The organism is Rhodococcus sp. BS-15 (assembly GCF_000813105.1).
GTDB lineage: Bacteria > Actinomycetota > Actinomycetes > Mycobacteriales > Mycobacteriaceae > Rhodococcoides.
Map to the genome: position 1 here is coordinate 13,931 of NZ_BAOX01000022.1, position 20,873 is coordinate 34,803.

The window sequence follows — 20,873 nt, forward strand, 5'->3', positions numbered from 1 at the left end:
TGCGGCTCACAGCGGCACCGCCTTGCCGGTGCCGGCAGATTTTCGCCGTGTGCGCGTGACGCCGCCCGTAGTTGCAGCGAGGGCGAGAGTGAGGACGGCCACCCCTGCGAACGCTCGCATTGCGTCGTCGTTGTTCGACCCGGCGGCCAGGTATCCGACGATAGCGAGCCAGCAGAGGGCATCGATCGGAGTCACCGCGGACGCAATCGCCCTCCCAAAGGACGGAACCATCACCGCCCAAACAGCGACCGAGAACATCACGCAATATGCCGTGAACACGATCGCTATGTCGACCATGTTGGTCCCCTACCTGTCGTCCGGATTATCGGTATCAACAGTGTGACACATAACTGGTTTAATAGTCGAGTTATTGTGACCGATAACCACGGCTATCGGGGGTGTTATCGTCGGGTTGTGCGTGTCTGAACAGGCAGACATTAAGCCTCCCGCAGCAGGTGAGGTGCCCTGCTCGCGGCTCGGCAACTTGCTCGGTGACGGTGCTGAATACAGCCAGCATTCTGCATTAGAACAGCATTTTTCGAGCATGCAGAACAGCCTCGAAACACTGGGCTTAAGACGTGGCCGGTGCCTACCGATCAGCGTCTCCCGATAGCGGCAGGCACCGGTGCTCGTGGCGCGACGACATCACTCTGCGTCGTCCGGTTCGATATCGACAGGTAGTGCGGGAGGGAGCCTCATCGAGTCCGCCGAGACCCCCGAGACCGCCGCACAGCGGACATCGATGACTTGCGACCATGCTCTGACCTTGTGAACTGAGGATTCGGGTGGTGTAAGCACGCGTTGGAGCGGGCGTGCTGCATCGTCCAGAACCGACACGGTCAAGGTCCCAGGAAACCCCGTTAATTCGGAGCGCAGAGATCAGTGTAGCGCCCGCGTGCGAGGCGTGCGGACTTGTTCATTGTGCAGATCGACCGCCGGCGAAAGAAGGTCTGCCGTGAGCAGTCTCAGGCGGTCTTGCGAGCAGTCCTACGTTCGGCGAGTTCGTCCAGGGTGGCGGAGTGGCCGCTTTCGGCGGATCCGCTCACCGCGTCCAGCTCGGCGACTTCTGCAGCTACGTCGGTGACCGTACGACCGAGAGCGATGCCGAACACGCCTTGGCCTCCGCGCAGCAGGTCGATGATCTCGTCGTCGGAGGTGCATTCGTAGACGGAGACTCCGTCGGAGACGAGCGTGATGGACGCCAGGTCGGCCGCGCCGCGCTCGCGTAGGTGTCCGACAGCCGATCGGATGTTCTGCAGCGATACGCCAGCGTCGAGGAGTCGCTTGACCACGCGAACAACGACGATGTCGCGGAATGAATAGAGACGCTGCGATCCGGAGCCCGAAGCACCGCGGATGGACGGCTGCACCAACTCGGTGCGTGCCCAGTAGTCGAGCTGTCGATATGTCACGCCTGTTGCCTGACGTACAGCGGGAACTCGGTATCCGAGGGTGTCGCCGTGATTTGTCCAGGTGGCATCGGAAAATGCGTCGGGCATCATCTCGTCGAACGAACTCTGGCCGGTGTTCATCGCTGCTCCAATACCGGCTGCTCGCCGGATTCGGTGGTACGTCCTGTAGCGATGACGATAGCCGCCGGAGACGTCCCGCGATACTCCGCGCTTCGGGCACATTCCCTGCCGCCAAGGCGGGGTGAAGGGGGCGCTACGAGTTGTGTCGCGAAGGGACTGATGGCGGCTGCGGTGGGCGCGTGTCGAACGCTATCGGCGACGGATGGTGACCGAACTGTCGGTGGGGTAGGACAGGGCCTGGCTCGTCCCGGTGTCTGTTTCGAGGAACACGTGCACCGTTGTGTCGTTGATTCGGTCGACCGAGTCGACCGTGTACACGAATGTCGATTCTGGAAATCCCTCGTCGGGGAAGTTTTTGTGGTCCTCTTCGACTACGTCGCCCGGTGTCAGGTCGAGCACGTTGATCGTTGTTGTGTCAGGCACGTGATTCATCCAATTCTGTTGTTGTGAAACGGCTACGGCTACCAGCTGGTTGTGGTGAGCACTACTTCGGACGTGTGCGTGACTCGACATTCCAGCTCGTACGGGTACGCGAGGTCACCGGTGGCGGCGATATCGCCTGTCTTCTCGACGTATCGGTCTGGGAGGTCCCCCTTCTGTTCCTCGGTGAGCAGCACCATGACGATGACCTCTCCCGCAGAGTGGCGAATCTGGCGGAGCTCGCCGGAGAACGGAGTCGGCGAGATGTCTGCGGTGAAGGTGATCTCATCGCCGATGTCGGTTCCTTGCAATTCTTCGGCCAGCTTCGATCTGGCTCGCTTCTCCGCCATTTCCCACTCCTGAGTCGGACTCTGTTTCAGCGCAGTAGTATTCAGCTTTAGGGTTTCCGGCATTTGGGCGTCGGCTGGACCGTTCTCAGTTCACGGCTTCGGTTGGTTGGTCTCCGCGGATTCGGCGTCCAGCGACCGATACGGCAATGGTGATCGCGAAGACCAGCACAAGCATGCAGACCGCGAGAATCGGGGCGGTGATGATGACGAAGGAGACGAGGCCGAGGACGGGGACGTCTGAGGCCGTATCGCCGGGTAGCCAAATGCTGATGATGTCGTCGAAAGATTCGACGACGGACCAGACCATGCCGACCGCGGTGGTCACGATTCCGGTCATAGCGGCCGCTATTCCCGCCACTGCGGCACTGTTTCGTCCGGTGAGCATCGCCGCGATGCCCATGAACAGCGCGAGAAGGCCTGCGCCGAAGATCAGTTCTGCGGTGCTGAACAGATCGGTCAGTTCGGTGGGCGCGGTCTGAGAGTTCACGGGTTTCCTCGTTCTCGGTGGTGGGCTGGTGTATGTGTAGTCCGGCGACGCCGATGCTGTCTACGCGGATCGTGTGGCCAGGTTGATTCGCGTCGGGCGCGGCACCGTCCGAACGTCGCCTGTGGGACCGGTGTAGTGAATTTCGATGTTGGACATCTCTGTCTGTTCTCGTGACTCATTTTTTGACAGTGGAGCTTTGCGTATCTCGGCTTCGCTACCGAGGTTCGAGGATCCGCGTGACGGTACGACTCAGGGCCGCCATCTCGGGCGATTCCGCGAGTGCTTGGATCTGATCGCTCCAGGGCAACGATCCGCCGTATTCGGCCTTTGCCGATGCTGCGAGATCCTGCACTGCACCGTCGCGTCCGTGCAGTCGTACTGTTGCCGATCGTCCCTCGGACGTTGTACCCGTCGCGTGCGAGAGGTTTTCCACGACGATCGTCTTGTGGTGGTCGTGCATGTAGCGACGGAGTTCTCTTGATGCGTCGGCTAACGCGAGCTCCTCGGCCGTGGTCACGGCGATGAGCACATCGGCCTCTGCTGGCCTGTTGGACCCGATGACGCGCCCTGGGATCGATCCGTGGCCTGCGGGGAGGTCTAGCAGGATCAGGTCCGCGCCGTCCACGTCGAGCGTGGCTCCGAGAAACGTCAGCCAGCTCCCGGTAGCCGCGTCGGTCCATCGCTCGGGTAGCCCATGAGGTAGCTGTCCGTGCGAGAACACCCGAAGGCCGTCGGCGACTTCGGTGGGAAGCATCTTCGTCATGCTGGCATCGATGCGGACGTCGCCAAGGTCGTGCAGAAGGTGCTGGGAGGGGCCATCCATGTCGAGATCGATCAGGACGACGCTGCGGCCCCCGGCTGCTATCGATCGAGCCAACGCCGCAGCAACGGTGGACTTTCCGACCCCACCTTTACCGCCTCCCACGGCGACGATCGGGGCACTGCCGAACATGCGAGGTTGGGCGGACAGAGTGGTCACGAGTGCCTCACTGACGAGTAGGTTCACGTACTGAGTCGCGGTGGTGCGGGCAGGCCAGCTCACGCCGGTGTTCTCGACCAATGCCTTGATGGGCTTGGTCAGCCGAGATGCTGTCATGGTCGACCGCGTTTCGAGCTGGGGCAGGACGGTTGCCACATTGGCTCCAGAGCGCCATTGCTGCCACTCGTCGACCAATGCTGCATAGCTGGTGACGACGGACTCTGTGGCTACCCTGCCGTTGGCAGAATGGACGTCGCCGTCGGCGCGGTAGAGCGCGTAGTCGCGTAGAAACTTGATCTTGCGTTGTTGCCATGGGTAGTCCAGTTGCACGTCGAGCGCGTCGAGTAGCTCCTTGACCGGGCCGGTAATCGGATTGACCACGTGCACGCTCGAAGACCAATCCAACGATGCCGGCAGGTCGCCGTCCCGCACAGGCGAATCCCTCTGGCCGAGACCGACGATCTGACTCCACTCCCCCATGTCCGGTACGAGACCCCCCGATGCTCCGCTGTTCCACATCCACGTGTTCTGGCGATCGGACTTGCGGCCCTGCACATAGCCGGGCTTGGCAGGATGTAGTTCGCGGTCCGGTAGAAACCATTGGGCGGCAGCCGCGTCGAGCGGGTTGTAGCAACGGTGATGTCCTGGCCGCCGGGGGTGCTTTTTCATGTCCGTGTCGATTCGGCCGGTTGCGGCCAGCGGGCGCAGCCGGAAGATTCCGCTTTCACTGACGAGAAGCGGGGTTCCTGCGGGCAGTTCAGCGGGAATCGGGGCACCTTCGCACTCTGCAGCAGCTGCCTCTTCATGCCCAAAGGTGGCGTTGCAGAGGTCGCAGCGCCATATCGGTGTGGAGACGTTGGTCGGCATTTTGCGTTCCTTGCCCTCTGGCTTCTACGGCCGGCCGAGCGGCCGTGGCATTCTCGGCACGTTTCTCTGCGATATTAGCAGACCAAGTTGCACTTCGGCTCGGGTTCGCCGAGACCGGCGACGCCCTTGTGGTCCCCTGGGCAGTTTGCTCGCCGGTGCAGGAAGGTCGAAGCGGTACTCGGCCCCAGATACGCGGCAGCCCCTGGCTGCCGCAGCTACACCAGGGGCCAACCCGACCGTCCGCACGTTGCGAGGAGTGCCGGTTCTTTGCCTGCTCAAGATCCTAGCAACACGACCAAGAGGGTAGCTCAGTCCTGGTCGGGCAGCCACAAGACAACGTGGGCTGGGTACGCCTGCGCGCGCTCTCAGACAGGCCCCTCGTAGACGGTGTCGCCCTCTACGTCGACCAGTGTCGTGTAGTCCGCCGCGGGGTCGATCGAGACGTCGAGGGTGCCGTCTGCGCGTACACCGACGGACACTTGGGATTCGCTGCGATCAGGGTGCGTGATGGTCAGCGTGACGACGTCGGCGTCGTCTGTTGCTGCGGGCCGTTCGACGCTGATATTGCTCATCGATCGCGCTGTTCGTCGACGAGCGCGTGCAGACGCGCGTTTTCCGCTTCGAGCTTGGCTATGCACTCTACGGCGTCGTGACTGGATGCTTCGTGCACGGCCCCCACTTCGTCTGGGTCCGATGGATCGAAGTCCTCTCCGACTGCGAAGTCGAGGGGCCTGGGGTCGACGTCGCCGACCGCCTCGGCCCATGGTCAGAAAGTCTCCGGTCATGCTCATGGGTCGATGCACTCCTTCTCGGTTCGGTTCCGTGAGTTGTCGGGCGTGGAGTTCGTTCGGGCGAGACCCGCGGGCGTGTCGGCAAGACTACGAGCGCGGTACGACACGCCCTCCGGGTAGCGACGGAAGCACTCCTAGCGCGGTGGGCGAAGGGGCTCGGGGAGCATCCCGCGGGATAGCGATCCCACAGGTGCCACTCGAAAGCGTCCTCGACGAGACTCAGCCGAACGACGGCTCACTGCGGTAGCCCGAGAGCGCGTCAAAATACGCAACCACTCGCCCCCATAGTCTACTTTGACATGATCAAAGTATATTTAGGTTCGGGATAGTCGCGCTTTCCGACGATCGGAGGCAGCAATGATCTGGTCTCCACATCGCGTCGAGGCGCGGACCTGGCAGCCGAGTCGGCGTCAAGGATCGCGCACCGACCGCACGCTGCAACACATCGAAGTGTCCATCCCACCCATGATCGGCGAAGCGCACTGCGATCTGTCCGGCTCGGTCGCCCAGGCCCACGAAGAGGCGGTCATTGCTGTCGCACGTCTGGAGGCGGGTTTCGGTGAGCACCTGGCACCCTTGTCCGATTTTCTGCTCCGGAGCGAGTCGGTGGCGTCGTCGAAGATCGAGCACGTCGACGCCGGCTGGCGAGCTTTCGGCAAAGGCGATCGCCGGAGGTCGATCCAACGCCGAGGCGCAATCTCAGCTTGCCGCCGTGCATGCTCTGGCGGCACTGGTCGACGCCGCAAGCGAAGGTCCGATCACCGGTGACAACCTGACCACCGCGCACAGACTGTCGATGGCACCGGACTTCTACACCGCACGCGATTCGGGCATCGTCCGCGACGTGCAGAACTGGATCGGGGGCAGTGACTACACCCCGATCGATGCCCTGTACGTGCCACCGCCGCCGGAGCTCGTCCACGAATTGATGACGGACCTGCTCGCCTTCGCAAATCGAACGGATCTACCCATACTCGCTCAGGCTGCGATCGCGCACGCCCAATTCGAGTCCATTCACCCTTTCACCGATGGCAACGGCCGCATCGGCCGGGCTCTGATCAGCGCAATTCTGCGTCGACGCGGGTTGACCAAGCGGGTCACAGTCCCTTTGGCCTCGGTGATGCTGGCGGACACAAGTCGCTACTTCGACAGACTGACCGACTACCGTGTCGGCGACGCAGATGGATTCGTGGAGTACGTCGCACACGCTGCGACTGTGTCCAGCTACGCCGCTCAGGACTCCGCCCGTGCCTTGGCCGAACTCCCCGAACACTGGCGCGCCACCGCCCGTCCTCGTGCCAATTCTGCGGACGCGAAGATCATCGACGCTTTGCTCGATGCTCCAATCCTGAACGCGGACAGAGCAAGCCAGATCACCGGCACCACCGATGCGAGTACCTATCGCGCGCTCGCCCGACTGACCGAGGCAGGCGTACTCGAGGTACTGACAGCGAGCAAGCGTAATCAGATCTGGGCTGCCACTGCGGTATTGGCCGAGCTCGATGCACTCGGCATCACCATCGAAAAGCGCTCGTCACACTGGGGACACCGGGCCCGAGTTTCAGTAGCCACTTTTTGATATTATCATTTACTTCGCGCTACAGTTCGTGAAGAACCGACACATCGTGAGGGAACCGCTCGCCCTCGGGGTGCGTCAAAGTGTGTATGAACTTCGAGGTACGCCAGGCGATCATCGACGAGGGATTCGACCCGGACGACCCATCGGTGTGGGTGGCGATGTGGTCGGTCAGCGACGTATTGCGCGAGGTCGCGAAGACGCCGTCCGGGGCTGAGGTCATCGACCGCAGTGGATCGATTACCGCACTCCGCCGATGGCTTGATCGTACGTGAAACACACTATGCTGCAACCGAACAGACTACGGACAGGAGTCCAATCGCATGGCGAAGAAGTCCACCAACGCTGCGCTCGATGAGATCGCCTCGTGGGTCGAGGTCATGATGTCGTCCGAGACATTTTCAGAACCGGCTGTGGCCGATGGGCCCAGTCGACTCGTCGCCGACGCGTTGGCGCACTTCTCCCCCGATTTCATCTCATCGGCGACCGCCGTGGGCTATTCGATAGATCAAGTGGCTGCGCTCAAGTACGGCCTGCCCGATTACGCGCAGCAGAAATCGTGGAACATCGGGAAGCAGGGATTCCGCGGAGACGCCGCCGCGCTGGTGCTCGGATTCGGGTCCGGACTGCACAACGGACTGGCAGGTGCGGCACTGGTCGAGAGCGGCCTGGCTGCATACAGCGACCACTGCGAGCGAGAAGGGACCGTCAGCGGCCATCCGCCTTCCCTGGCGGAGTGGGCCGAGCGTGCCCTCGCGTTCTTGTCCGAGCCCGCCTCCGCAGTGGCCGCAGCTGCGAGCACCGATCTCGTCGACGTCGACGAGTACTGATCACCCCAGACCTCGAGCGATGGTGGTCTCAGTTCCGCAGGGTGGCCGGTACCAGTCCGCGGTCACGTAGCCAGCGATACAGGGCGCGGTCGATGTCGGACTGACTGTCGAGCGCATCGAGAATGGCGAGACGGTTCCGCTCGGGTACCAGACCTCGATCGACGATGCTGGTGTACGCCTGCAGCGCGTTGGTGAAAGTGCGTTCCCACTGCAGTGTCCGGCGCGGGGGTCGAGTCAGCGACTTCGGTCCGACGACATCGACTGGGATGTCGATGATTTCGGCTCCCTGTTCCTGCAGCGCCCGCATCTGCTTCGCCAGACGTCGGTCCAGGGCGACGTAGTGCGCGACGCTCTCGGCGGTAGTCCGTCGGCGTTGTATCGCCGGCTCGATCGCGCCCTTCTTTTCCAACAGCGCAGTACTCGGCCGCAACCAGACAGTGACGTGACCTGCGTAGGGTTCGGCCGGAAAGAAGCCCTCGTTGGCGATTTCGGTTCCGAAGTGTCCCCACGCGTATCGGTGCCACCGGTGATGGTGCAGATCTCGATGGAGGTGTGTGCGATGCTGCTCGGCCATGTCGGGGTCTCTGAGGCCGAAGAACCTCTTCGACAGGGCCCGCGTACTCGCGAAACCGAATCCGAGCATGCGGGCAAGGGCGGCACCGGTGTCCATCGGCCAACATTCCTGACTCAGCGAGACCACGGACACCGATCGCAGTAGGTGGTAGTGGCTGGACGGCACCGGCGGGAACGGAGCCGAGGAGTGCACCAGGGAGTACCGCAGTACTCCGTCGGTCTTACGGTGTCCGCTGTCGGGGTCTCGTGGGGGGCGCTGGCTCCAGCGCGGCCACGCCCCCGGTGAATCGAGAACGTTCAACCCGGAGAACAGGTCCCGCAGGTCGCTCTCGAGATCGACCTGCAGGGCGTGTCGCCTGTCGATGCGACGGAAGTCGAGACGGTCGGCGACATGCATCCGATCCTGGCCGGGCCCCTCGTAGCTCGGGTACACCGCGACGGCCCATTTGCCCGTCGCGCACGTTGCCGCGACGAGCTGGCCGATGGCGTTGCGGGCAGCCGAGCTCACCGCCCGTTGCAGCTGCTCTTCGGTGGCTTTGAGCTCGTCGATACGTCGGGCGGTGTCGACGGCATCGTGGATCCAGTCCTCCTGATAGTCCGGGATCAGACCCAAGAGCGAGGGCAGGTGCCAGCCGTTGTCGAACAGGATCTCGCTGATCACCGGGAGTTGCCGGAAGCTGGGGCGCTTGTTTCCCGACTTCCAGTTACCGACAAGGGTGTTGGTGACGATCACCTCCCTGCCGTCGTCGGTGAGCAGTATCCGATTGTCGAATTTGGCTGCCACCCCGACGTCCCCCAGGGGGGTGCCGTTCGCATCCGGCGTCGCGGACAACTCCGTCAATGCATTCTCGAACGGCACCCACCGCCGGTCGATCGTTCCGCGTCGTTCTCCCACCTCACACCCCCTGTCCTAGAGATCCTATGAGCAATTCGGACAAATGCTGTGAGGATTGCACGAAAACCGCGCGTACGTTGAATTCTCCCCGCTGGATCTAGTTCAGGAGGATTCTTTGAGACCACGTACGCACACCCAACGAGTCAAGCGATTCGCGAGCATCGCTGTGACCGCGATCGTGTTCATGCTGACCGCAGTCGTCGCCGCACCAACGGCGTCCGCGTCCCCGGAAAGTTGCTACGGCCAGTTCTGCGGCGAGAAGGCCGCCGCGTGGGCACGCGCTTACGCTGAGGACTCTCCGAAGTACGAGTCGGACTGCACCTGGTTCGTCAGCCAGGCGTTGTGGTTCGGCGGCATGCCCGACACCGCCAAGTGGACCCACACCAGCATGGACGACGACAACCGCGGTGGAAGCCGCGCGCGGGGCGACATGGTCTTCTGGCCGACGCGAACCGCGACTATCGCCGACGAACTCAAGAACTACCTGGTCAACGATGCCGGTGTCGCGACCATCACGCAGCTTTCGTGGAGGAACAACAATGTGTTCGACGCCAAGCTCGGAGACCTCATCGCGTACGACTGGGACCTGCACGACGGCAAGCATTCCGACGGCATCATCGACCACCTCGCGATGGTGACCGGATTCTCCGACGAGAACCCGAACTACCCGCTCGTTTCGCAACACTCCCCTGGCCAGACCAACCGTGGTTGGACCTACTCCGAGGGTGCCGGGACCTGGATCGAACACGACAAGCCGGGGGCGTCGGTGTACCTGATCCACTTCGTCTGATCCGTCGACAGGCCTCCGGTTTCGGGGGAATCAACAGGGAGAGTGGCCGATCGACTTGATCGGCCACTCTCCCTGCTTGGTGCGTAGGTATGACCGACGTGGCCCGATCCGAAGACGGTCGCAATTCCTCGCAGCGCCAGAGCCCGCGCCGCAGGTATCGAATGTGTGTTCTATAGGCTGGACAGTTCCGGATGTCTCGACGAGCGAAAGGCACGTCCATGGCCCCTGCTGCGATCGACCCCGGCTCGCTCGCGTCGTTGAGCACCGCAGACAAGGTCGCGGCTCTCCGGCGTCAGATGGCATCCGTTCCGGGCCGTTCCACAGCGCGTGCTCCCTCGGCGGACATCCCCGATCACGCCCCTATCGCGCACGAGGATCCTGCGGACGTCTCCGCAGCGCGCCCACTGCGTTCGTTTCCTGCACCGCTACCGATTCGGACGCTGCTGCCGTCTGGCGCGCTTGCGCGCGGTACCTCCTTGTCGGTGACCGGTGCGCTGTCCGTTCTCACCGGCCTCGTGGCCGCTGCGAGCGCAGCCGGTCACCATGTCGCGCTCATCGGTCAACCGCGGTTCGGGATCTTGGCGGCCGTCGAGCAAGGTGCCCGTCTGGACAAGATCTCGTTCATCCCCGCCCCCGGAGACGACCCGCTCACGGTGGCGTCGATTTGCCTCGACGGGATCGACCTTGTGGTCACCACGTTGCACGGCAGAGACATTGCACCAACGCGAGGGCGAGCGCTGCTCGCGAGAATGCGTTCGCAGGCCGCAGTTCTCGTGACTACCGACGGACGCCTGCCGGGCACAGACTTCTCGATCGCGTCCAAGCCGGTCGGCGTCGACGGAATCACGCTCAGCAGAGGGCGTGTCCGCGCGGTCACGATCGAATCATCGCTGCACGGCCGCGGCACCCCTATGGTCACGGGCCGATTCGAGCTCCGCGCGGCCGTGAACGGGTCGGTCGAGTGGACCACCGTCTCGTCCGGCGTGCCGGCGAACGCGAGTACGTATCGACGTACTGCAGCGTCGGGGCAGTGAGAGCTGACGCGTGGTTTCGGATCACCAAATGACGGTGTTGTTGGCGGTATAGCCGTCTCATCGGCTGTTGAGCTGGGCGGTGTCGGCTTTCGCGTCCGGGGTGACCGAGAAGGGGAACGAGCCTGCTTGCAGGACCATCCAGACGGAGTTCGCAAGATCTGCGTAACGCTCATCGTGCTCGGAGGCCGCCTCGGAGTTCGGACCTGTTGGACTGCCGGGGATGTTCACTTCGATGGTGATTGTCCGTCGCGTCATAATCACGATCGTGCCAGGGCCGCGCCTGTTCCATCCCCGAACGTGAGCCTACGCTCTCGGTGCTGGGCGTCTGTCGTGGGCCCGACCGGTGCGGCCATCACGACGGAGGTGAGTCGAGCATCTGTACGGCTTGGCCGTCCCATCGGTATCGCACGCTGGTCGTGGTTCCGTCGTTGCACGCATTGCACGTCTGTCCTGTTTTGTAGGTGAGGACCACTGTGTCCGATGTCGAGGCCTCGGTGTCGAGGTCGGTGAAGCCGTAGGCGTCGGACGTCCCGGTGCCCAGGTACTCACCGCGGTGAAACATCAGGGCCTGCACCGGGGAACTGCCTGTCGCGCCCTCGACGGTGACCAGGATCGTGGACAGGTCGGCGCACGCGTCGAAGTTGCTTGCGATAGCTTCTCTCGACCAGTCACGTCCGGTGTTCTGCTCGGGCGGAAGCTGCGCCAGTGCCTCGGCCAACGCCTGGCCCTCGCTGACCCCGCACGAGCTCGATGTGTCCGGGGCCGGTACCGACTGGCGAGGTTCGCTATCGGGAGGTGTGGTGAGCGGTACGCCGGTCGGGTCGAGCGACTGTATGGCTGCGTTCCAGGAGCACAACTGGCCTGCGTAGGTGGTGCTGATCCCTCCGGCTGGTTCCGACGGCGTACTCGGGCCCTGGGTTACTGCGACGACTCGGACGTCCGGCCTGAACGGTCCGTCCCCGAACAGCTCTGGCTGGCCGTCGAGGTCGTACTCGAAACGAATCGACCGCCCAGAAGCGTTGGCAGAGGTCAGAATCTCGCGCGGGTAATCCACCTCGGTCTCGTCCAAGAGTCCAGCAAGCCCCAGATCGAGGCGGGTCGCTCCCCATCCATCCGTCGTCAACGTGGTGTACACCGCCCCAATCTCGGAGGCGAGAACAACGTTGTACGTCTCACTGCCGGGGGCGATCATCGGTTCACCGGTGTACGGGGACGCCACCACCGCCGCCGGCGGTGGTGGGGCTGCGAAATCGAGGGTCAGTGCGAGCTTCTGGTCTCCGAGATGTGTCAGCGTGGCTTCCTCGACGGTGGTCGTTGCGGCGTTCGGCACGTCACTGGGTAGAGATTCGTCGAGGTCTTCGCTGCACGATGCAGTGTGAGGAAACGCTGACCAGCGGAGGTCGTCGTCGGTCCGGTTGAGCACCGCTGCGACGGTGGCAGTCGCGGCCACCGCAACGATCACTCCGACGACGCCACCGATCATCCATTTCTTCGGTAGCCGGGAGCCGGGCGAAGCCTTCGCTCCGCCGGGGTGCAGCGGTTCGGTGTATTCAGTCCATCGGCGTCCGTCCCAATACCGACGAACGTTCGCCTCACTGTCCTCGTACCAACCCGCTGCGGCGGCACGCTCGTCACCAAGATCGCTCACGCACATGACCCTATGCGCAGCCGAATCGCCGTGGGCGCTCAACCGCGCGCAGGGAGTAGTCGATGAGCCGACCTCGGAGTTCAGGGCCGATTGCCCCGGCGCGGTCAGGTTTGCTCAGTCGGGCGAACAACCGGCGTTTGTATTCGCCCATGTCCAACCCGAATTCGACGAACACCTCTGCGGACGGGGCTCCCCCGAACGGCTCCCACGTCACCGCGAAGTCCACCAGCGCATCCCCCGACTTTTGCGTGGCCACCGCTGTCACTGCCGCTTCGCGGCAGAGTCGTCGACGAGGTCATTGTCATCGACGAACACCAGAACGCCCGTGTCGAGTGCGATTGCCCATCGGTGAGGTAGCGCCCACTCGCGTCCCATTCGGTCACCGGGGACCAGCGAATCTGCGAAGTCTTCGACGATCGACCCGCCGACCACGGTGCCGTCGCGGCGAACCTGGACCTTCTCACCAACGATGCGGCCAGTGTTTGTGTTACTTCGCGTTGCGGTCATGACGGTATTGAAACAGATTCTCGACTCCCGCAAGGAGTGGTCTGTTGCCCTGGGGCACGAATTCCTGGCATGGCACAGGCACCAGCAATCGAGTTCGGAAGCCAGTGAGGTGCGCGCGCCGAATGGTTGGGGTTCGCACCTCACTGGTTCCGCTGAACTTACGTCCCGAGCGTGAAGGACTGCACGAGCGTCGAGACCGTCCGAGCGAGCAGCGGCTTCTGCCGGTTCCGGGCTTCCAGCTCGGCGAGCCACGTGTCGATGCATTCGCGCCGGCGTTCCAGTGGAAGGGCCGCGAATTTCTGCAGCGCTGCGTCGTCTGCCACTACCGCCCCTGATACCTGGTCACGATGGCTTCTGGTCGCCGCGGTATACATCACCTTCGACATAGGTAAGAACCTTTCCCGCCTTGTCTTTCGCGGCGAAGTGGTACACCGCGTCGGACCAGGTCCATCCTGCATCTATCAGCGCTTCGTACAGTTGCCGATCGCCTCCGGATCCACCGAAAAACGCATCTCCACTGGACTTCTCGAAGTGCTCGTTCAGTGAGTCGATGACCTCGTCCACCGTTGTGGCGGTACCGATTCGGTCCAAACTGGCGTCTACGTTCTTCCAGAATGCATCTGCCATGTCTATTGCTTCCCTCGATTGTGGTGTCGGTCTTGCGAACGGCCCGAGACGCTCGGTCCCCGAGGACTTCCTACAGGTCCCCTACCGACTCGGCGGACTCCTCGTGGAGCCAACCCCATTCGCGAGTGTACTTTTCGTACAACCTCTTTCGCGTCTGCTCGTCGGTCAGATCGGAGTTTCGGGAGAGATTGTGCCGGTTGTCCGCCTGCTTGACCAGTCGCGCGACCGGGTCGGCCGCGATCGCGGCGATATAGCCCCTTCGGGGCTGCCCTGCGGTGTGGGTGAGTAGGCCCACTGCGTGCACGACGACGGGACTGAAACCCGCCGCCGTCAGGTCGGTCAGGGTGATGTCGGTGTCTTCGACGATGTCGTGGAGCCACGCGACCTGGCGGTGTCGGCTTGCCGGCAGAAACGGTGCGCGGGCGACAGCCTCGACATGTTCGATGTACGGCACGCCGCTGCGATCGACCTGTCCAGCATGATGCTGACGGGCAAGAGACTCCGCCAACTGCTCCGCGGCTGCGTCGTCGAGGATTGCCGTCACAGGCCGACCTTCTTGCGAGAATGGCCTTCGGCTGGACCGCAATCGTGCGCGATCGGCATGGGAGTCGGGACCCGGCGTGTCCACAGCACGAGGATCTGCCGTGTCCAGAGACCGATGTAGAACGCTCCGCCCTGCTGGTCGAATGTGAGTTCGGCACCCAGTACTCGACTTCCCGGCTCGGTCGGCTCCCAGTGGACTACAGGCCTCTGCATCGCGTACTTCCTCACCCCAGGGATTCTTGTCTCTGTGATAATACCGCATAGTCACGATTGGAGTAGCTCGAATGCCGAATGGGAACGGTCGACTTCGGGAGGCCTCCGCCAGCCCGGATGAACCCACTCGCCTGCGGATGCGTCGAATCGTCAGCGGCCAGGTTGAGTCTCGCGCAACGTGCCGGTCCACCGGCAGCTCCGCACGATGCTGCGGAGGCTCCGTCGTATTCGTGGTGGCCGTCGCTGCTTGCGTCGGCGTCGGTTCCGTTGTCGGTGATTCGTACCCACACCGTGGCGGCTACATCGATTTGGTCGATGCGGCCACAGGATGGACACACCGTCCCTGACGTCTCATTCGGGGTGTCCGACATGACAGTTGTCCAATCCATCGTCGAATTCGGGTTCGCTGCCACGTGTGGCGATCCCAGGTCGTGGTGTCGGCGTGCGACCGCACAGTCTCGGACCGCCCGGCTGTGGTCAGTGCGCTTTGTCGAACGCAGCGGCGATTTCGGCCGGAATCCGTCCGCGGTCCGATACTGTGTGGCCGTTCTTCCGGGCCCAGTCACGAATAGCCCCTGCCTGCTCGGATCCGACGCGCGCGGCCGTCTTGGAGGGCTTGTCCGCCACAGCCTTCGCGCTCGCTCCGACGCGACGGCGGCCGCCTGTTTTCCGAGACTTCTCCAGCACAGTCGAAAACGGAACGCGACCTGTCTCTATTTTTTCCAAGTTCGTTGCCGTCGTGTCGAATTCGTACTCGACTCCGAGCCATGACCAGGAAACGACCTGGAGCTCGTCCACGTCGATTGTTTTGCCGTCGATATCGTCGCTGAATTCTATTCGGGTCTGCCGTGCCATTGTTTCATCCCACTGTCGTTCGAGTGCGTGCCGAGCTGGTTCGTTTCGAGACTACTGAACGAGCGGAATAGCCGTGCGAGCACCTGCCCGCATTCGGCTTCGGTGCTGTCGTAACGGCCCATCAATGTGCAAACGAAAACCTACCTTTGTCGCAGTCAGCATTCTGCGACTCGCATCCGGGGTCTCGATTACCCGCCATTGCCAATCTGCAGCGGAGTACTACGCGTACTCACAGCAGCTTCCCCACGCCGTCGGCACCATCGCGATCGTGCCAGGCACGCGCATGGCGTGCGCACAGGCTCAGAATGGAACGTCGATGCACGATACGGCGGTGCCGTGCGAGAGCGCGGCACCCATACCGTCCGTTCGTCTCGTGTTGGTTTGCGACACACTCGTCGCACCACCGGTCAGCACTGCCGACCATGGACCAGACCGCACAGGCGTTGCCGAGCGTCCGATGCCGGGACTCCGAGAACCGAAGGGAAAGAGGCGCAGTCAGCGTGGGAATCAACTCGGCTCCCAGCATTACCGGGTGGTCGACTACTGCACTGTGCATCATCGGTCTGCCCTTTGTCCGATCGGCCATTCTCCCTTTGATATTACCACGCATGGAGTCTTGGGAGAGGAGTTTCTTTCCAGAACAGACCGCGCTTCAGTGTGGACGAATTCGATACTGAAACAAGTCTTGTTCAAGCACTTGGATCCGCAAACAGTGGACCGGCGAATTTACGTCAGCGATGCCAGCCGCGATGGAATTCCAGGATCTCGGCCGCTGATTCTTCACTCAAACCGACCGACTCGCCTTCGCCATCGTCGCCGCCGGTGATCACGACCGTTCCGGCCAGGAAATCATCCCAACGCATGACACGATCGTCATGCGCCAACCACTGCTTGAAGAGGGCCGTGGGATTCGTCGTTGGGCGCGAGACCCTTGAACTTGCCCTCCTCGTCACACCAGAAGGTGACTTCCTGGCCGGAGTCGCTACTTGTGCGCAGCGCCTCGAACGAGCCTCCGCCGAAGAACCGTCGGTTGAACGCCGGGTATTGCGGGTCGATGTCTTCGATCGAAAGCTGTCCGTCGGGCTGGACGATTGCTGCACGAATGGTCTGCGTCATAGCCGGTGACGTTATCCGATGTGAACGACACCGATTGGGTCATCGATTTCCGAGGAAGCCTTTTCCCACCCGCTCGACTGATCACCACCGATCGCGCCCTCAGGAGTGGGTTCAGCTGATACGCACGGCGTATCCGCGACTACTGGCGTCCGCAGGGGTGTTCGTGGCCAGCTTCGCTGCGGCACGCGCGTCGGCTGGACTTTCTCCGAGCCGGACCAGTTCGGCTATTGCGTAGTCCTCCGCATCGACGCGGTCGTCGAATTCGGCGTAACCGAAGAATCCCGCGCTGCCGATGTGTTGTAGCTCTACCACAATTGCCATGCCGACCCCCGTCGTATATTCCTCATCGAACGCTGTCGCGGTACATCGTTGCACGCGGCCGCCAGGTCGACGAGGACACTGTGTACGACAGCTTGGCGGGTAGAGCGGAACGCGACCGACTCCCTCGAATCCGGTTGCGCATGAGGAACATTCACGGGGTTGAATCTGGCTCGCTGTCGTGCGCGCTACGCCTTCGGGCCGCGCGGGATTCTGCGACCACGGTGCCTGCCGAGCGGATTGCTCGGTACCGGACCACGCTGGCTATCGCACCCGCGACGCAGCACAGACCGATGATACCTCCGGCAATGGTCATCGACTGCTGCAGTTCCCGCGTGCTGGCGGTATCGATCACTCCGTACATGACCAACACGATGTAGACGATGGACACTGCAATTACCGTCCACAGCCCGGTCGAGATGCGATCGCCGATGACCCGAATGCGTTCGCGGCGTAGATGTTCAGCTCGATCAACGCGTTCTTGGCGTCTACCGAGTTCGTCGTTGGTACCCGAAGTCGACGGTGCTTGCGGTCTGCGTTGTTCGGCGTGCCGCTCATCGCGTGCCTTTCTGGTCGGCTCTGATCTGGCTACGGTCGTCATCCCCGTCGATCTGCATGCCGAGTGTGATGACCATGGCCGCACAACGGTGTACGACTACGACCCGAGATCGGGGCGTGGTGTCGGGGGTGCTCGACCTGCTCCACATCAGCAGGCGGTGTACGTTGCGAGCGCCCCTGTAGAGACGACTGCAGCTACAGTTGCAGCTGCGGAGATCTGTTCTCGTTGGCCCGTCAAGGGTGTCCGGTTGCGGCTGGGTTCGTTGGCTGCGGGCAGGTTCGTGGTCCGCCTACGAACCACACTGCCGGCCGTTGGGTTGGCCGCGGGTTCTTCGGTTCTGATCTGGAGCCGTAGGCTCCTGCGGTCGTTGCGGTCCGGTGAGTTGATCATGTGTCCTCAGACTTTCTCTATGGCCGTTTTGATCGATCTGTGGGCGTCGCGCAGCAGGTCGGCGACCGTTCCTGCCTTGTAGTCGCTGAGCATTCCGGCTGGGAGGTTGTCACGTAGTCCTGCTTGCGCTTCCTCGATACTCGCGACCGCGGCTGCGAGCGTGTGCGTGAAGTCGTCTCGGAAGTCGTCAATCGACGTGCTCTGCATGATGGTGCCTTTCGTGAGGGTGTAGCCCGACACTCGAGGTCGGGGAGTCAGCAAGCGGTGTGCGTGAGTGCTCCGATCGGGTACTGGCACGCTTCGCAGACAAGGGCGACGTCGGCGATCCGATCGACTGCGTGTCCTCGCTGTTCGAGGAGGGACGTCAGAATGCTGCTGGGTTCGTTGGCTGCGGGCAGGTACTCGGTGCCCCGGTACGGTACGGGTCCCGCCGACGGATTGACCGCGGTGAACCGGACGCGCACCACGGCGCGAGGCTCGGTGGTGGTGAGGTCGAAGCTCCCGTCAGCCGATCGCGGGATGTATCCGTCCGAGAGATGTTCTTCCACCGAGGTGTCCTTTCGACCGAGGTCTTGATGTTCGGGATGGTCCCACACCGGTCCGACACAGTCGATGCCTCCGGCGGGTTGCTCTCAGACCGTTTCCGGGATCTGCTGCTGCTCGGCCTTGGGCCGCGATCGGCGGCTCGGCCGCGTCTTGGCCTTGTTCTGCCAATCGTGAGTCAGGTCTGGCACGGGCGCGCCCTTCGGCAGCCACACCGGCACCTCAGGAACTGCGCCGGGGCGTCCGGCCGCAGTGGTGACGGCCGGTGTGACAGCAGTGGTGGCGACAGGACCATCGGCGGTGGTGACCGGGGTCAGGTCAACAGGGGTGTTGATCGGGGTGCCTCCGCCGGATGCCTGCGGCGAACTGGAACCGTCGCCGGCCGCGATCGCGACGTTCGGGATCGCTGGATCTCGATTCCCGGCATCGGCGGCCGGGGCGTTGACGTTCTGGAGGAGTTTGACGCAGACCTCGAACAGTCCCAGCACTGCCAGGGGTGGGAAGATGGCGATCCCGATCCCGACCGGACCGTAGGGCAGTGCGTGAACTGTGTTGCCTGCCACCGATACTGCGGTCGCGCAGATGAAGATCATGCGGGCGAAGTTGCTCTCACGCATCTTCAGTCGCGCGGTGGTACCGCCGAGTATGGACAGGTCGACAACCAGTGCCCAGACCCACGCGTGTTCTTCGGGGACGCCGTAGTCGGCGGCGAGGTCGCTCAGTGCGTAGAAGCTGAGCAGGAATGCCCCTGCACATGCACAAGAGGTGATGAGCAGAGCGAAGATGCGTGTGAACACCGTGATGCCCTTCGTCGGGTGGGTGCGAGTGGAGTTGAGTGGTCAATGCGACCGGCGGTGATCCCCTGCGCGGTTCTACGCTACATTATCATTTTGACACACGTTGCGCGAGTTGAGATTTGAATTCGGCCGTCCCCGGTTGTTACAGCCTTCGTGAGCAGCGACGATCGTGCGGCGCACGCGTCGGCGTTGCGGGCTGCCGCCAGGTGCTGCCGTCGCCGGAGACCGATCGCGTGACACGCGAGGTGACTCAGGACCGTCGGTGTGCAAAACCGCGCGGGCAGGGGGAATCGAGTCAGTTCCAGATCGCGAGCTCAGGCATCAACCGGCTCACCGCGTCGAGTAGCTGCTCCGTTTGCACTATCGCTTCTTGCGCTTCGTCGTCGTCGGCTTTGTCGACGCCGTGGGTCGGATATTCGAGTTCGTTGCGCCGCCGGCGGAGCAGGTCGATGTCCGAGAAGCGTTTGCCGAATTGTGCCGTGACCGCAGCGAAGACGATGGCGTGATGGCCGTTGTCGACGCGAGCTCGCAGGCCCTGGTGAGCCAGCAGTGCCTCGCAGGCGAGCCGACCGGCGTCGTAGGCGAGGATGATCGCGCCGCGCGGATCCTCGACCTTCAACAGCACCGAGCTGGCATGCGCCCGGACAGCGCTCTCGAGAAGATCTGTGCCGTCGGCGTTGTAGCCTGCGATTTTCTTCAGCTCGCCGTCGCCGATCATCTTTTCGATGGCGTCCCGCCCTGGGCCCCATGGCTTCACCATGTCAACGAACCTTACTGTCCCGCAGTGTCATCGACGGAGTCGCCACCGCGAATGACGAGATAGGGGTTGGCTCGGATGTCCGAGAGCATTGGATCGTGCGCAGCACTGTGCCATGACGTGGGTGAGCGGACGGTGACGTTGACGGGGATACCGAGTCTTTCCTCGGCCCGCTGGGCACACCGATAGGCATGGACGCGGGTCGCTTTGGGCCCGACGACCATCACGTCGATGTCCGCTGGCGGTGGGCCTGATCTACCGGCGTTGCGGGCCGCCCAGGATCCGAACAGAACGATGTCGTCGACGCCGCGGAGTTCGGCGAATTCTTCGGTGATCACTGCGGGGACGCCGACGCTGATCTCGAGTAGCTTGGCGAGGTGAGTGGTGGCGGGGTTGGCGCGATTGGCACGCACGACCCGAGATCGTCCAATTGAGCGGGTCTCGAACAAGGATGCTTCGGCCAGCCGCCGGACCTCGTCGCTGACGGTGGACAGCGCAATGCCGAGCTCGGACGCGAGGTCTGTGAGGGTGTATTCGGTGCCGGGGTTCAACAGCACCCTGCCGAGGATCTGCATCTGGCTCTGCGACCGAAAGATCGGCAGGAGGGCTGGAGCTTCGCTACGCATAAACCGATATTATCTTCGGTTTATGCGTAGCGTCAAGGGCGGCGATGGCGTCTCAGCAGATGAGGGTGTCGGCAGTTCCGACGCGATCTTCGAGCAGCTCCGCGAGGTTGTCGGCTTCCTCCTCGGTGACGGCCCAGTGCCGGACGCTCCGGTCGGCTCGTGTGAGTTCGACGTAGCCCGCGTCCGCGTCGGCTCGTGGCCGCGGCGCGTCGGCCGTCGACGGCATGCCCGGGGGCGCGAGTTCCGGCTT

At 63.0% G+C, this 20,873-nt stretch carries 32 protein-coding genes and 1 pseudogene; 5 read left to right on the forward strand and 28 right to left on the reverse strand.

From position 1 onward, the window contains the following. Nucleotides 1–6 precede the first annotated feature (6 nt). The 7 genes from RHBS_RS05010 to RHBS_RS05040 form a co-directional block, all read right to left on the reverse strand. Complete coding sequence (locus tag RHBS_RS05010) at nt 7–297, reverse strand: hypothetical protein (protein WP_128644989.1); 291 nt, start codon at nt 295–297, stop codon at nt 7–9. 668 nt (nt 298–965) lie between these two features. Continuing rightward, entirely contained in the window at nt 966–1,532 is a 567-nt protein-coding gene (locus tag RHBS_RS05015; protein WP_128644990.1) for a MerR family transcriptional regulator, read from the reverse strand. 189 nt (nt 1,533–1,721) lie between these two features. Beyond that, nucleotides 1,722–1,955: a hypothetical protein gene (locus tag RHBS_RS05020; protein ID WP_128644991.1), complete on the reverse strand. Its 234-nt coding sequence runs from the start codon at nt 1,953–1,955 to the stop codon at nt 1,722–1,724. Nucleotides 1,956–1,993: 38 nt separating this feature from the next. Next, nucleotides 1,994–2,302: a hypothetical protein gene (locus RHBS_RS05025; RefSeq protein WP_128644992.1), complete on the reverse strand. Its 309-nt coding sequence runs from the start codon at nt 2,300–2,302 to the stop codon at nt 1,994–1,996. Nucleotides 2,303–2,387: 85 nt separating this feature from the next. After that, nucleotides 2,388–2,789: a hypothetical protein gene (locus tag RHBS_RS05030; protein ID WP_128644993.1), complete on the reverse strand. Its 402-nt coding sequence runs from the start codon at nt 2,787–2,789 to the stop codon at nt 2,388–2,390. 214 nt (nt 2,790–3,003) lie between these two features. Then, nucleotides 3,004–4,635, reverse strand: coding sequence for a P-loop NTPase (locus RHBS_RS05035; RefSeq protein WP_128644994.1), 1,632 nt, complete (start codon nt 4,633–4,635; stop codon nt 3,004–3,006). 365 nt (nt 4,636–5,000) lie between these two features. Beyond that, nucleotides 5,001–5,207 carry a hypothetical protein gene (locus RHBS_RS05040; protein WP_128644995.1) on the reverse strand — a complete coding sequence of 69 codons (207 nt, stop codon included), beginning with the start codon at nt 5,205–5,207 and terminating at the stop codon, nt 5,001–5,003. 576 nt (nt 5,208–5,783) lie between these two features. On the opposite strand from RHBS_RS05040, the pseudogene RHBS_RS05045 reads away from it, so the two are divergent. Next, a pseudogene (locus tag RHBS_RS05045) lies at nt 5,784–7,005 on the forward strand (Fic family protein). A 19-nt stretch (nt 7,006–7,024) separates the two neighbouring features. Here RHBS_RS05045 and RHBS_RS05050 read toward each other — a convergent pair. Then, nucleotides 7,025–7,225 carry a hypothetical protein gene (locus tag RHBS_RS05050; protein WP_128644996.1) on the reverse strand — a complete coding sequence of 67 codons (201 nt, stop codon included), beginning with the start codon at nt 7,223–7,225 and terminating at the stop codon, nt 7,025–7,027. A gap of 100 nt (nt 7,226–7,325) precedes the next feature. On the opposite strand from RHBS_RS05050, the gene RHBS_RS05055 reads away from it, so the two are divergent. Beyond that, nucleotides 7,326–7,832, forward strand: a complete 507-nt coding sequence (locus RHBS_RS05055; RefSeq protein WP_128644997.1) for a hypothetical protein — start codon at nt 7,326–7,328, stop codon at nt 7,830–7,832. Between the two features lie 28 nt (nt 7,833–7,860). Here the strand turns inward: RHBS_RS05055 and RHBS_RS05060 are convergent, their stop codons facing one another. Next, nucleotides 7,861–9,300 carry a hypothetical protein gene (locus RHBS_RS05060; protein WP_128644998.1) on the reverse strand — a complete coding sequence of 480 codons (1,440 nt, stop codon included), beginning with the start codon at nt 9,298–9,300 and terminating at the stop codon, nt 7,861–7,863. A gap of 166 nt (nt 9,301–9,466) precedes the next feature. On the opposite strand from RHBS_RS05060, the gene RHBS_RS05065 reads away from it, so the two are divergent. Beyond that, nucleotides 9,467–10,090: an amidase domain-containing protein gene (locus RHBS_RS05065; protein WP_128644999.1), complete on the forward strand. Its 624-nt coding sequence runs from the start codon at nt 9,467–9,469 to the stop codon at nt 10,088–10,090. 218 nt (nt 10,091–10,308) lie between these two features. Next, on the forward strand, nt 10,309–11,124 hold the full coding sequence (locus tag RHBS_RS05070; protein ID WP_128645000.1) for a hypothetical protein: 816 nt from the start codon (nt 10,309–10,311) through the stop codon (nt 11,122–11,124). Nucleotides 11,125–11,181: 57 nt separating this feature from the next. Here the strand turns inward: RHBS_RS05070 and RHBS_RS05075 are convergent, their stop codons facing one another. From RHBS_RS05075 to RHBS_RS05090, 4 genes are all read right to left on the reverse strand, one after another. After that, on the reverse strand, nt 11,182–11,379 hold the full coding sequence (locus RHBS_RS05075) for a hypothetical protein (RefSeq protein WP_128645001.1): 198 nt from the start codon (nt 11,377–11,379) through the stop codon (nt 11,182–11,184). 97 nt (nt 11,380–11,476) lie between these two features. Further along, entirely contained in the window at nt 11,477–12,772 is a 1,296-nt protein-coding gene (locus RHBS_RS05080; protein WP_187298376.1) for an LppP/LprE family lipoprotein, read from the reverse strand. A gap of 10 nt (nt 12,773–12,782) precedes the next feature. Next, on the reverse strand, nt 12,783–13,028 hold the full coding sequence (locus RHBS_RS05085; protein ID WP_128645003.1) for a hypothetical protein: 246 nt from the start codon (nt 13,026–13,028) through the stop codon (nt 12,783–12,785). A 5-nt stretch (nt 13,029–13,033) separates the two neighbouring features. Then, nucleotides 13,034–13,279: a hypothetical protein gene (locus RHBS_RS05090; protein ID WP_128645004.1), complete on the reverse strand. Its 246-nt coding sequence runs from the start codon at nt 13,277–13,279 to the stop codon at nt 13,034–13,036. Between the two features lie 122 nt (nt 13,280–13,401). Here RHBS_RS05090 and RHBS_RS05095 point away from each other — a divergent pair, with 122 nt between their 5' ends. After that, complete coding sequence (locus RHBS_RS05095) at nt 13,402–13,614, forward strand: hypothetical protein (protein WP_128645005.1); 213 nt, start codon at nt 13,402–13,404, stop codon at nt 13,612–13,614. Nucleotides 13,615–13,621: 7 nt separating this feature from the next. Here RHBS_RS05095 and RHBS_RS05100 read toward each other — a convergent pair whose 3' ends face one another. The 15 genes from RHBS_RS05100 to RHBS_RS28775 all read right to left on the reverse strand — a co-directional run. Next, complete coding sequence (locus RHBS_RS05100) at nt 13,622–13,906, reverse strand: hypothetical protein (RefSeq protein ID WP_128645006.1); 285 nt, start codon at nt 13,904–13,906, stop codon at nt 13,622–13,624. 70 nt (nt 13,907–13,976) lie between these two features. Continuing rightward, nucleotides 13,977–14,450, reverse strand: coding sequence for a hypothetical protein (locus RHBS_RS05105; protein WP_128645007.1), 474 nt, complete (start codon nt 14,448–14,450; stop codon nt 13,977–13,979). Beyond that, complete coding sequence (locus tag RHBS_RS05110) at nt 14,447–14,662, reverse strand: hypothetical protein (RefSeq protein WP_128645008.1); 216 nt, start codon at nt 14,660–14,662, stop codon at nt 14,447–14,449. The genes RHBS_RS05105 and RHBS_RS05110 overlap by 4 nt, the downstream gene beginning before the upstream one ends. A 477-nt stretch (nt 14,663–15,139) precedes the next feature. After that, a complete protein-coding gene (locus RHBS_RS05115; protein ID WP_128645009.1) occupies nt 15,140–15,517 on the reverse strand; it encodes an Lsr2 family protein in 378 nt (125 codons plus the stop codon). 731 nt (nt 15,518–16,248) lie between these two features. Continuing rightward, nucleotides 16,249–16,401 carry a hypothetical protein gene (locus RHBS_RS28765; protein ID WP_187298377.1) on the reverse strand — a complete coding sequence of 51 codons (153 nt, stop codon included), beginning with the start codon at nt 16,399–16,401 and terminating at the stop codon, nt 16,249–16,251. Continuing rightward, nucleotides 16,391–16,633: a hypothetical protein gene (locus RHBS_RS05120; RefSeq protein WP_128645010.1), complete on the reverse strand. Its 243-nt coding sequence runs from the start codon at nt 16,631–16,633 to the stop codon at nt 16,391–16,393. Before RHBS_RS05120 ends, RHBS_RS28765 begins: the two co-directional genes overlap by 11 nt. A 111-nt stretch (nt 16,634–16,744) precedes the next feature. Then, nucleotides 16,745–16,954, reverse strand: coding sequence for a hypothetical protein (locus RHBS_RS05125; RefSeq protein ID WP_128645011.1), 210 nt, complete (start codon nt 16,952–16,954; stop codon nt 16,745–16,747). A gap of 151 nt (nt 16,955–17,105) precedes the next feature. Continuing rightward, complete coding sequence (locus RHBS_RS05130; RefSeq protein WP_128645012.1) at nt 17,106–17,342, reverse strand: hypothetical protein; 237 nt, start codon at nt 17,340–17,342, stop codon at nt 17,106–17,108. 5 nt (nt 17,343–17,347) lie between these two features. Next, nucleotides 17,348–17,509: a hypothetical protein gene (locus RHBS_RS28770; protein ID WP_187298378.1), complete on the reverse strand. Its 162-nt coding sequence runs from the start codon at nt 17,507–17,509 to the stop codon at nt 17,348–17,350. 397 nt (nt 17,510–17,906) lie between these two features. Continuing rightward, nucleotides 17,907–18,107 carry a hypothetical protein gene (locus RHBS_RS05135; protein ID WP_128645013.1) on the reverse strand — a complete coding sequence of 67 codons (201 nt, stop codon included), beginning with the start codon at nt 18,105–18,107 and terminating at the stop codon, nt 17,907–17,909. A 47-nt stretch (nt 18,108–18,154) separates the two neighbouring features. Further along, nucleotides 18,155–18,448, reverse strand: a complete 294-nt coding sequence (locus RHBS_RS05140) for a hypothetical protein (protein WP_128645014.1) — start codon at nt 18,446–18,448, stop codon at nt 18,155–18,157. An 84-nt stretch (nt 18,449–18,532) separates the two neighbouring features. Beyond that, nucleotides 18,533–19,240: a DUF2637 domain-containing protein gene (locus RHBS_RS05145; RefSeq protein WP_187298379.1), complete on the reverse strand. Its 708-nt coding sequence runs from the start codon at nt 19,238–19,240 to the stop codon at nt 18,533–18,535. A gap of 295 nt (nt 19,241–19,535) precedes the next feature. Beyond that, nucleotides 19,536–20,000, reverse strand: a complete 465-nt coding sequence (locus tag RHBS_RS05150; protein ID WP_128645016.1) for a hypothetical protein — start codon at nt 19,998–20,000, stop codon at nt 19,536–19,538. Nucleotides 20,001–20,011: 11 nt separating this feature from the next. After that, nucleotides 20,012–20,623, reverse strand: a complete 612-nt coding sequence (locus tag RHBS_RS05155) for a nucleotidyltransferase domain-containing protein (protein ID WP_128645017.1) — start codon at nt 20,621–20,623, stop codon at nt 20,012–20,014. A gap of 52 nt (nt 20,624–20,675) precedes the next feature. Next, nucleotides 20,676–20,873, reverse strand: a 198-nt coding sequence (locus RHBS_RS28775) for a hypothetical protein (RefSeq protein ID WP_236745351.1), incomplete at its 5' end; no start/stop codon positions are given.